Here is an 11,079-nt window from a genome sequence, read left to right on the forward strand (position 1 = left end):
GGCTCGTCGCCACGTGGCGAGGTCACGCCACGGCGAGAAGTCGTCGCGCTTGACCCCTGTCCTTCGGGCTGGCCGGCTACCCAGAATCGGCGCTGTCCAGATTCCCTCCCCAGGAGACAGCATGTTGACCCAAGCTTCAAGGCGCCGACGCCGCCGCACCGTAGCGGTGGTCGGTGCCGCTGTCGTCGTCGGTGGCCTCACCCTTCCCCCCACCGCCGCGGTCGCCGAACCCACAGCCCAACCGGCCAGTCAGGACAAGCTCGGCGACCACGACCGCAGCCTGCTCGCGTCCTACGCCGCCAAGGCGCGGACCCGCTCGGTGCTGCCCGGCTCGGACCGTCCCGTCCCGAACTACGCCACCCTGATCATCGCCAGCAAGGATGGGACCGCGCCAGAGGTCAAGCGCGAGCTCACGGCACTGGGCATCGAGGTGACGGGCGGGTCCGACTCGGTCGGCTACGTGCAGGCCAACGTCCCCTTCGGCTCGGTTGACGCGGTGGCAGCCATCGACGACGTCGTCGCGATCGACGTGGACGAGCTGCTTCCCTATGAGCCGACGGCGCCGACCAAGGAAGCCCTGGCGCCGGTGACACCCGACGGTTCGCTGCCCAAGGCACCGTCAGGCTCGACGCCGGACGACAACCCGTACCTGCCCACGGGCGAGACCGGGTCCGCCAAGTTCAAGGCCCAGAACCCGACCTACGACGGCCGGGGCACCACCATCGGCATCATGGACTCGGGGATCGACCCGACCCACCCGGCCCTCACCACGACGACCACAGGCGAGGCGAAGCTGGTCGACACGGTCGTCGGCACCAGCTCGAGGAACCTGATCGACTCCCTGTTCGACGACACCTGGCGCTACCTGTCCAACACGGCCAAGGTATCGGGCCCGACGTTCACGGACCCGCTGCGGGGCGAGACCTGGACCGGGCCGGCGAGCTCGGACCTGCGCGTCAGTGTGCGCAAGGTCAACGTCGGCGGCCTGCTCGGGACGGACCTCGGGGTCCTCTACCGCGACTCTGACCACGCCGTCTGGGTGGACACCGACCAGGACCACGACTTCACGGACGAGCAGCTGATGAAGCCGTTCAGCGTCGACCGGCAGATCGGCCACCTCGGTACGGACGACCCCGCGACGCCGCTCAACGAGCGGGTGCCGTTCACCATCGACTTCGAGTTCGGGCTGTTCCCCACCTCCTCGACCTGCGGTGAAGGCGGCTGCGTCGGCGTCAACATCAACACCTTGGTCGAGGGACACGGCACTCACGTCGCAGGCATCGCCGCCGCCAACGGCCTCTTCGGTGGGTCGATGGATGGTCAGGCACCCGGCGCCAAGCTCGTCTCGATGCGGGCCTGCCACGCCCTCGGCTGCTCGACTGCGGCGCTCACCGAGGGCATGGTCGAGCTCGCGGAGAACTACGGCGTGGACGTCATCAACATGTCGATCGGCTCAGCTCCTCAGCTGAACGACGGCATGAACGCGCGCGCGCTGCTCTACAACCGGATCATCGACGAGACCGGCGTGCAGATCTTCATCTCGGCCGGCAACTCCGGCGCAGGCTCGAACACCGTCGGCGACCCGAGCGTCGCGGCCGACGTGGTCAGCGTCGGCGCCTCCGTCTCGAAGGAGACGTGGTGGGCCAACTACGGCTCCGCGACCGAGCAGAGCCGCGACATCATGCCGTTCTCCTCTCGCGGTCCTCGCGAGGACGGCGGCTTCAAGCCCGACCTGACGGCTCCCGGCTCCGCTGTCTCCTCCCTGCCGAACTGGCTCGAGGGCGGCGCCCCCGCCGAGACCGGCTACACGCTCCCGGTCGGCTCGGCGATGTTCAACGGCACCTCGATGGCTGCTCCGCAGGCCACCGGTGCGGCTGCCGTGCTCCTCTCGGCGGCCAAGCAGTCCGGCATCGCGCTCACCCCGAAGGACCTGCGGAACGCCCTGTTCACCTCGGCCAGCTACAACGACGCCATCCCGGCTGTGGCCCAGGGGCGCGGCGCGCTCGAGGTCCGCGGCGCCTGGACCCGGATCGCCCAGGGCAGCCTCGCCACCGATGACGTGACGGTCCAGTCGCCGGTGTGCACCCGCCTGTCACACCAGCTCGTCACCCCACACTCGGGCGGCGGTCTCTACAACAGCTGCGCTCCGGGCCAGGGCGGCCAGAGCGTCGGCGAGAGCCGCACCTACGAGGTGACCCTGACGCGCACGAGCGGCAGCGACAAGCCGGTCGTCTACCCGATCCTGCTCGACGGCAACGACGGGACCTTCACGGTGCCCGAAGACGTCAAGCTGGCCAAGGGTGTGCCGACCGTCATCGAGGTGACCGCCAACACCGTGACGCCCGGCGTCCACAGCGCGGTGCTGCGACTCGACAACCCGATGACCAAGGCGGTCGAGAAGCACGTCATGCTCAGCGTCACTGCCGCCGAGCCGCTGACGGTTGGCAGCACATGGAGCGTCGACGGTGAGGTCCGACGGAACCAGACGGTGACCTACACGGTCGCCGTGCCTGCCGGGACCACGTCGCTCACGGTCAACCTCTCTGGCCTGGCGGCGGACAGCCAGACGCGCTGGTGGGCCTTCCGGCCCGAGGGCGTCAGCGGCGAGGCGAAGTCGCAGGGAACGGTCTACTGCTACGCGGGCTACCTCGAGGGCAACGGCTGCAACCCGGTGACGCGCACCTACAACAACCCGGTTGCGGGCGTGTGGGAGCTCGTCGTGGAGTCCCGACGCACGTCGCCGATGCTCGACAACCCGTACCACCTGGAGGCAACCATCACCCAGTGATACAGAGGAGGTGGAGCGCGGGCCGACCAGCATTGCTGGTCGGCCCGCACTGTTCGGGCTGCTGGTCAGGGCAGCCAGCCGGACTGCGCTGCATGGATCCCCAGCTGGAAGCGGCTCCGTGCAGCGGCGAGCCGCATCAGCCGCTGGAGCCGGCGTTGGAGGGAACGGGGGGCGATGCCAACCTGGCGGGCGATGATGACGTCGGTGAGCCCCGCCTGCATCAACGCAAGCACGGCGCGGTCGACATCGTCCGGCCCATCGTCCGCTGGTGGGAACGCGATGGTCGGCCCGTCCCGGGTGATCGGCCAGGCCGCGGCCCGGTAGACGTCGAACAGGTCGATGAAGGCGGCGACCAGCCCGGGGTCATGGATGATCGCCGCACGAGGGGTCGAGTCGTCTTCCTCCGAGTGGATGGGCAGCATCGCGGTCGACGCGTCGGCGATCACCATCGGGAACGGGACCCGCTCGGCAACGTACAGTCGCTGCCCGGCCGCGATCGCTTCACCGACGAGCGCGGGAGTGTCGGCCTGCTCGAACCAGGCCCGCTCGAGGACGATGCTGAAGCTCACTCCCCTCTCGATGGCCTCCCGCTCCGCGGGGTTGTCCCTGACCGGCACGACGGGATCGCGCCGCTCGATCGGCACGAAACCGAGGAGCTCGTGCGTCGCAGTGAGCTGGATCTGGGCGAACCGCTTGCCCACGTGGTCACGCCCGGAGACGACCTCCACCGGGGAGCTCGGATCGCGCCGCTCGATGGATCGGTGAATGACGCTGAGACGAGCGGCTTCGGCCTCCGCTGCCGCAAGCTGCTCCCGCCGCTCAGCGATCAGCGGGCCGAGAGCCACCGCGGGAGGTATCGCCCGATAGCGCGGCTGGGCCTCGACTGCAGCCGACGCGCCGTTGGCGGACGGAACGGCAACGACCAAGCCGGACCGGACCAGGCGAAGCGTGGCCTTCTGCACCGCGGCCCGCCCGCGGTGGACCAGGGCGCTCAGCTCGTCGAGGTCGGAGTCCGGCACGGAGACCAGCGCACCCAGGACCGCAGCCTCCACGCCGGTCAGGCCCAACGCGCTGAGCTGGGACTCCATGCGCCGATCCTCGCTTCATCGTCGACGGGCGGCAAGGCCGGTGCCCGGCACCGAGCCGAGCCGACGCTCAGTCGCGATGGGTGGCGCTGTCGATGGTGGGGAACGTCCAGGTGCCGTCGAGGATCTCCGGGCGGGGCCGGTAGAGGCGTACGAGGTAGTTCCAGCCCTCGGTGATCGGGATCGTGTTGGGCACGTCGGGGCCGTGGTCGCCGAACCTGACGGTGATCGAGCCGTCGGGGTCCCGGACGCCGGTCACGCTGTTGACGCTGTACACGCCGGACGGGTTCGGTTCGAAGAAGCCCTCCGCGTTGTAGACCGAGACGGACCAGAAGGCGTCGACCGGGACGTCGCCGACCCGCAGCTCGTAGCGGCCGACGGGGAGCCCGGGCTCGACGCCGATGTAGGTGGCCTCGCTGGTCGGCAAGCCGCCCCAGCCGGCGGCGGTGCCGATCAGGTGGCGGACGGGGTCGACGTCGTCGCGGGCGCCGAACGTGCGGTCGAACGCGGTGAGCCCGGCCGCGAGCGTGAGCAGTGCCTGGCGAGTCGTGTCGAGGCTCGCCGCGTCGTAGTCGGGCAGGTCGAACGGGCGAGCGGCCCCTGCCGAGAGGACGAAGCCGTCCTGCAGCCTGGTCGCTTCCGCTACGTCGGCGGGATCGCCCGGGTCGACAAGGGCTCGGGTGGCCAGGGCGACATGTGGCGTCTCATGGCGGTCGATGTCGAGGAGGTGATCACCGGGCCCGTGGAGGATCTCGTTGACGTAGTGGTCCTGGTTGACGATCATCACCGACATGTAGCGGTCGCCGTGCTCGGGGATCGTGATGGTCGCCCCGGCGGTGATGTCGACCACGGCGAAGCTGTACAGGGTGTCCCGGTTCATCCGGATCACCGTCTGGTGGTCGACGGATGCCGGTGTGCGGTTGTGGGAGAGCACGTTCACACCACCGGCGTCTCGCTGCAGGTCCGCGAACATGCGGTCGGTCTCGGCGCGAGTGAAGTTGTCCACGTTCACCGGAATCCCCATGGGCGCGAGTCTGCCACGATCCGCGTGCGCCGACTCGCGAAATCCCCACCGCCTCAGCATCACCGCGCTCGGTCGCATGACCCCGGCCCGAGCCGAGGGCGGCGGCTGACCGCTAACCCCTGATCGAGTGAACAAGATCTGGGAGGTTACCTCCCAGATCTTGTTCACTCGATCAGGGGTGTGAGAGGCGCCGGGGTCAGCGGGAACGGTAGCGGCGCTCGGGGCGCCCCGTGGTGCCATAGCGCAGCGAGACCACTGCGACTCCTGCCTCCACGAAGTGCTCCAGGTAGCGGCGAGCGCTGACCCGCGAGATCCCGACGGCCTCAGCACATTCCGAGGCGGACACCGAGTCAGTGGCAGCACTGAGCGCGCGCAACACCGCCTCCGCCGTCTCGACGGACAGCCCCTTCGGCAGCATCGCCACCGCGCCCGGTCGCTTGGCCCCACCCGAGCCAAAGGCGGCGTCGATCTCAGCCTGCGTCAGTTCCCCAGCGTCGACAGCGCGAGCGCGCTCAGCGGCATACGTCATGAGTCGTTGCTCGAGGTCCTCTCGCGAGAACGGCTTGAGCAGGTAGCCGACGACTCCCTGCCGGACGGCGGCTCGCACCGAGTCGGCCTCCTTCGCCGCGGTGATGACGAGGACGTCGCACGTCTCCCCCGCGGCCCGTAGCTGCGTGATGACCTCGAGGCCGAAGATGTCGGGCAGGTAGAGGTCGAGGAGGACGAGATCAGGCTGCAGCTCCCGGACCAGGTCCAACGCCTCGGCCCCAGAGCTGGCCGTGCCGACGACCTCGAATCCCTCTGTCCTCTCGACGAACCCGCGATGAATGCGGGCGACCATGAAGTCGTCGTCCACGACGAGCACGCGCGTCATCGGGCCTCCACCACCGCGGCCGACTCGACGGTGAGGCGGGCGACGAAGGTCGCTCCGGAGGACGTGCGCTCGACCTCGACCTCGCCCCCTCGGCGCTGGCAGATGAGCCGGGTCAGGGCCAGGCCGATGCCGCGCTCCCCCGCCTCGGCCGCCTTGGTCGTGAAGCCGTGCGTGAAGACCTCGGTGACGAGCTCGGGGTCCACGCCCGGCCCGGAGTCCGACACGACGACCTCGACGGTGCTCGTCGGGATGCCTTCGTCCTGGTGGATCGCGAGCTCCACCCACCGATCCTCACCACCCGTGGTCGCGGCCGCGTCGATCGCGTTGTCGACGAGGTTGCCGACCACGGCGGAGAGGTCCGCCGAGTCATGGGACGAGACGCGGCCGAGCGAGGTGTCGTCGGAGACCCTCAGCTCGACGCGGCGCTCGGCCGCCTGGGCCGCCTTGGCCATGACGAGCGCGGAGAGGGCCGTGTCCTTGATCGTTCGGGCCAGGGTCAGGTCGAGCTGGGCCCGATGCTCGCTCACGGAGTCGACATAGCGGACCACCTCGTCGTACTCACCGAGCTGGATGAGCCCGGAGATCGTGTGCAGCTGGTTGGCGAACTCGTGCGCCTGCGCGCGCAGCAGCTCGGTCGTGCTGCGGAACGATCCGATCTGGCGCTCGAGGGCAGCGAGCTCCGTGCGGTCCCGAAGGGTGGTCACCGAGCCGAGTGGGCGCCCGTCCTTGGCCACCTCCATCCGGTTCATGACGAGCACGCGCCCGCGGCGCAGGACGACCTGGTCCCGCTCGTCCCCGGTCTCACCGACGAGGACCTCGCGCAGCCGTGGACCGATGGGCAGGTCGGCGACGGCCATCCCGACGGCGCGTTCCGGCAGGTCGAGAAGACGCTGGGCGACGTTGTTGACCAAGGTGATCCGGTTGTTCGTGTCGAGGGCGACGACGCCCTCGGCGAGGCCGTAGAGCATCGCCTCCCGGCTCTCGGCGAGACCGGCGATCTCGCGCGGCTCCAGACCGAGGGTCTGTCGCTTGATCCGGCGGGCCACGAGCCAGGAGCCGATGCCTCCGAGGGCGAGCGCGATGCCGAGGTAGGTGAGCAGATAGGAGGACGCTCCCTTGAGCCGATCGACGATCGAGGGCATCTCCACGGCGACCATGACGGTCCCGAGGTGCGTGCCGACCGCTGGTTCCGGTTCGTCGGACGTGCGGTTCGGATCCGGGGAGTGGAGCACCGGTGTCTGGGCGACGAGCATCCGGCGGTCGCCGACCTGCATCGCCCCGGTCCAGCTTGCGCCCCGAGCGACGTTGGGCGAGCCGAGGCCAAGCGGCTCACCCTCGCTCGTCGGGTCCGACGACTTCTTCACGACTCCCGCGGTGTCGGCAACGGACACGACGGAGAGGCCGTATCGCGTGATCGCGCCCTGGACGACGCTGGGCGTGGCATTGATGACCGCCTCGGGGGCGAGCTCCTGGCGCACCACGGGAGTGCTCGCGATCTGCTCGGCGATGGCGAAGACACGTCGCCCCTCGGTGCGGGTGAACGTCGCCTCCGACTGCGCGAGGGAGACGAGCGCGACCGTGACGAGGACGGTCAGCAGGATCGCCATCTGGGCGACGAGCAGCTGCCCCGCAAGCGTGAAACGGCGCAGTTTCCGCATGACCAAAACGAACTCAACCTTCACTGGTGACACAAGGGCGACACGACGTCGTGGCGCGCGTCACGATCATGCCCTTCGAACCCATGACGCGAAAGAGGCCTCAACGATGAGCACTCGCAACTCTCCCCGCAAGACCGCCCTGTTCACCGCGGGGATCGCCGTCGCTGCACTCGCCCTGACGGCGTGCGGAGCGACCGCCGACGACGCCGGCACGAACGCCGGCGCGGGAGCCACCGGTGGCGGCGACGCCGCGCCTGCGACCGGACTGCAGCTGATGGTGCCCAACTCACCCGGCGGCGGCTACGACACGACGGCCCGCACCGTCGCCCAGGTGACGGAGGCGGAGGACATCACCGGCACCGTCCAGGTGTTCAACCTTCCCGGCGCAGGCGGCACCGTTGGTCTCCAGCGCATCGTGAACGAGAAGGGCAACGGCAAGCTCGCCATGCAGATGGGCCTCGGCGTCGTCGGTGCGGCCTACACGCAGAAGTCGCAGGCCACCCTCAACGACACGACGCCGATCGCCAAGCTCATCGAGGAGGCCGGAGCCATCGTCGTCTCGAAGGACTCCCCCTACAAGGACATCACCTCGCTCATCGATGCGTGGAAGAAGGACCCGTCGAAGGTCAACGTGGGGGGCGGCTCCTCGCCGGGCGGCCCCGACCACCTGCTGCCGATGCAGCTGGCCAAGGCCGTCGGCATCGAGCCCACGTCGGTCTCGTTCATCTCCTACGACGGTGGCGGTGAGCTCCTCCCGGCCATCATCGGCAACAAGATCACCTTCGGCGCGAGCGGCTTCGGCGAGTTCCTCGACCAGGTGAAGGCCGGTGAGGTCAAGGTCCTCGCGGTCACGAGCGAGGAGCGCATCGACGCGCTGCCCGACGTGCCGACCATGAAGGAGTCCGGCATCGACTTCACGTTCACGAACTGGCGCGGCATCGTCGCACCGCCGGAGATCTCCGACGCCGACAAGGCGGTCTGGGTGGATGCGCTCACGAAGATGCACAGCTCGGAGGCCTGGAAGGCCGAGATGGAGAAGCGCGGCTGGACCGACGCCTTCGTCACCGGTGACGAGTTCGGCACCTTCCTGAAGGAGCAGGACACGGCCGTTGCCGAGATCCTCAAGAACCTCGGGCTGGTCAACTGATCATGTCCGATCGCGAGGTGGACCGCACCGGTGCCCCTGGCGCGGGCGAGACCGCCCGCGGGGACCGCGCACAGTACGGTGTGTGCGCGGCCCTCGCGGGGCTCGGCGTCCTGCTCCTCGTCGACGCGGCCCGCATCCCACACGTGACGAGCAGCAACGACCCGCTGGGTCCGCGGCCGGTGCCGATGGTGCTCGGCGCCCTGCTCATCGTCACCGCCGTGGTCTACACCGTCGACGTGTGGCATGGCGGCGTGGGCGAGGCCGAGGGCGGCGAGGACGTCGAGCCGGGCAGCCGGGCGGACTGGAGGACCGTGCTCTTCCTGATCCTCGTGTTCGGTCTCAGCGCGGTGCTCATCGACCCGCTCGGCTGGGTCATCACCGGCAGCCTGCTCTTCTGGGGCTGCGCCTTCGCGCTCGGCAACCGGCGCCACGTCCGCGGGCTCGCCATCGGCATCGCGCTGGCCCTGATCACCTTCTACGGCTTCGCGATCGGGCTCGGCGTCAGCCTCCCGGCCGGCATCCTCAAGGGAATCCTCTGATGGACAACCTCAACAACCTCATCGAGGGCTTCGCGCACATCCTGACCCCGATGAACCTGCTCTTCGCCTTCATCGGGGTCACGGTCGGCACCGCCGTCGGCGTCCTGCCGGGCATCGGACCGGCGATGACCGTCGCGCTCCTGTTGCCCATCACGTACGGCCTTGAGCCGACGCAGGCCCTGATCATGTTCGCCGGCATCTTCTACGGCGGGATGTACGGGGGGTCGACGACCTCGATCCTGCTCAACACGCCGGGTGAGTCCGCCTCCGTCGTCACCGCGCTCGAGGGCAACAAGATGGCCAAGACCGGGCGGGCAGCGCAGGCGCTGGCGACGGCGGCCATCGGCTCCTTCGTCGCCGGCACGATCGGCACGGCGCTGCTCGTCCTCGTCATGCCGCAGGTCGTCGCGTTCGCGATCAACCTCGGCTCACCCGAGCTCTTCGCCATCCTGATGGTGGCCTTCGTCGGCGCGAGCGCCGTGCTCGGCTCGTCCAGGGTGAGGGGGTTCGCGTCCCTGCTCGTCGGACTGACGATCGGCGTCGTCGGCATCGACTTCGTCACGGGCCAGCAGCGCCTGACCTTCGGCATCCCCCAGCTCGCTGACGGCATTGACATCATCATCGTCGCGGTCGGTATCTTCGCCGTCGGAGAGGCTCTCTGGGTCGCCGCCCACCTCCGGCGCAAGGCGGCCACCGTGATCCCCGTCGGCCGGCCGTGGATGGGACGGGAGGACTGGCGCCGCTCCTGGAAGCCGTGGCTGCGAGGCACCGCATTCGGCTTCCCCTTCGGTGCCATCCCGGCCGGCGGCGCCGAGGTCCCGACCTTCCTGTCCTACCTCACCGAGCGCCGGCTCTCGAAGCACCACGACGAGTTCGGCAACGGCGCCATCGAGGGCGTCGCCGGACCGGAGGCGGCGAACAACGCGTCGGCCGCGGGCACCCTCGTGCCGCTCCTCGCCATCGGGATCCCGACGAACGCCACCGCGGCGATCATGCTGTCGGCCCTGATGGGCTGGGGCTTCGAGCCGGGACCGTTCCTCATCGAGAAGCAGCCGCTCCTCGTCTGGACCCTCGTCGCCAGCCTGTTCGTCGGCAACACGATGCTGCTCCTGCTCAACCTGCCGCTCGCCCCGGCCTGGGCCAAGCTGCTCCAGATCCCCCGCCCCTACCTCTACGCCGGGATCCTCTTCTTCGCCACGATGGGGGCCTACGCGGTCAACGCCCAGCCGTTCGACCTGTTCCTGCTGCTCGCGCTCGGGCTGCTCGGCTTCGCCATGCGACGGTTCGGCCTGCCGATCCTGCCGCTCATCATCGGCGTCATCCTCGGACCGCTCGCCGAGAAGCACGGCCGCCGCGCACTCCAGCTGTCCGGCGGTGACATCAGCGGCCTGATCGGCGGACCAGTCGCGTGGGTCTGCTACGCGATCATCGGTGTGGTCATCTTCTGGCCGCTCATCGCCCGACTGGTGCGCGCCATTCGAGGCGGTGGGCAAAGGTCCGATGGACCTGGCCCCGACGGACCCGGCCCTGACCGCGCCAACCAGGAGGTCTCCGCGTGACCATCGTCGTCGGCTACATCCCGACGCCCCAGGGTGAGGCCGCCGTCACCGCGGCCATCGCCCAGGCGAAAGCGCATGGCGAGTCGCTCCTCGTCGTCAACATGTCCCGCGACGACAAGCTCGTCGACGCGCACCGTGCCGAGGCGAGCCAGCTCAACCGGGTCGACGTCGAGCTGTCCGAGTCCGGCGTCCAGCACGAGGTACGCCGGATCGACCATGGGACGGACCCGGCCGAGGAGATCCTGCGGCTCATTCGAGAGGTCGACGCCCGGATGCTCGTCATCGGCCTGCGTCACCGCACCCCCGTCGGCAAGCTGCTCCTCGGCTCGACCGCCCAGCGCCTGCTGCTCGACGCGCCCTGCCCGGTCCTCGCGGTGAAGGCACACTGACGCCCACGGCCTCCGA

General features: G+C 69.5%; 9 protein-coding genes. 5 read left to right on the forward strand and 4 right to left on the reverse strand.

The features are described from left to right. Nucleotides 1-121: 121 nt before the first annotated feature. On the forward strand, nt 122-2,788 hold the full coding sequence (locus VJN29_RS11755) for a S8 family serine peptidase (protein ID WP_324143819.1): 2,667 nt from the start codon (nt 122-124) through the stop codon (nt 2,786-2,788). A gap of 65 nt (nt 2,789-2,853) precedes the next feature. Here VJN29_RS11755 and VJN29_RS11760 read toward each other — a convergent pair whose 3' ends face one another. The 4 genes from VJN29_RS11760 to VJN29_RS11775 form a co-directional block, all read right to left on the reverse strand. Continuing rightward, nucleotides 2,854-3,876 (reverse strand): helix-turn-helix domain-containing protein, encoded by a 1,023-nt coding sequence (locus VJN29_RS11760; RefSeq protein WP_324143820.1) that lies wholly within the window; start codon nt 3,874-3,876, stop codon nt 2,854-2,856. Between the two features lie 67 nt (nt 3,877-3,943). Further along, a complete protein-coding gene (locus VJN29_RS11765) occupies nt 3,944-4,897 on the reverse strand; it encodes a DUF1214 domain-containing protein (protein WP_324143821.1) in 954 nt (317 codons plus the stop codon). Between the two features lie 196 nt (nt 4,898-5,093). Beyond that, entirely contained in the window at nt 5,094-5,771 is a 678-nt protein-coding gene (locus VJN29_RS11770; RefSeq protein WP_324143822.1) for a response regulator, read from the reverse strand. Further along, nucleotides 5,768-7,429 carry a sensor histidine kinase gene (locus tag VJN29_RS11775; protein ID WP_324143823.1) on the reverse strand — a complete coding sequence of 554 codons (1,662 nt, stop codon included), beginning with the start codon at nt 7,427-7,429 and terminating at the stop codon, nt 5,768-5,770. Before VJN29_RS11775 ends, VJN29_RS11770 begins: the two co-directional genes overlap by 4 nt. A gap of 106 nt (nt 7,430-7,535) precedes the next feature. On the opposite strand from VJN29_RS11775, the gene VJN29_RS11780 reads away from it, so the two are divergent. The 4 genes from VJN29_RS11780 to VJN29_RS11795 are packed head-to-tail and all read left to right on the forward strand — an operon-like array spanning nt 7,536 to nt 11,063. Then, nucleotides 7,536-8,576 carry a Bug family tripartite tricarboxylate transporter substrate binding protein gene (locus tag VJN29_RS11780; RefSeq protein WP_324143824.1) on the forward strand — a complete coding sequence of 347 codons (1,041 nt, stop codon included), beginning with the start codon at nt 7,536-7,538 and terminating at the stop codon, nt 8,574-8,576. Nucleotides 8,577-8,578: 2 nt separating this feature from the next. Continuing rightward, nucleotides 8,579-9,115: a tripartite tricarboxylate transporter TctB family protein gene (locus tag VJN29_RS11785; RefSeq protein ID WP_324143825.1), complete on the forward strand. Its 537-nt coding sequence runs from the start codon at nt 8,579-8,581 to the stop codon at nt 9,113-9,115. Next, nucleotides 9,115-10,674 (forward strand): tripartite tricarboxylate transporter permease, encoded by a 1,560-nt coding sequence (locus VJN29_RS11790; RefSeq protein ID WP_324143826.1) that lies wholly within the window; start codon nt 9,115-9,117, stop codon nt 10,672-10,674. Before VJN29_RS11785 ends, VJN29_RS11790 begins: the two co-directional genes overlap by 1 nt. Further along, on the forward strand, nt 10,671-11,063 hold the full coding sequence (locus VJN29_RS11795) for a universal stress protein (RefSeq protein WP_324143827.1): 393 nt from the start codon (nt 10,671-10,673) through the stop codon (nt 11,061-11,063). The genes VJN29_RS11790 and VJN29_RS11795 overlap by 4 nt, the downstream gene beginning before the upstream one ends. Nucleotides 11,064-11,079: the final 16 nt, after the last annotated feature.

The sequence above is a fragment of the Intrasporangium sp. genome, assembly GCF_035280925.1.
GTDB lineage: Bacteria > Actinomycetota > Actinomycetes > Actinomycetales > Dermatophilaceae > Intrasporangium.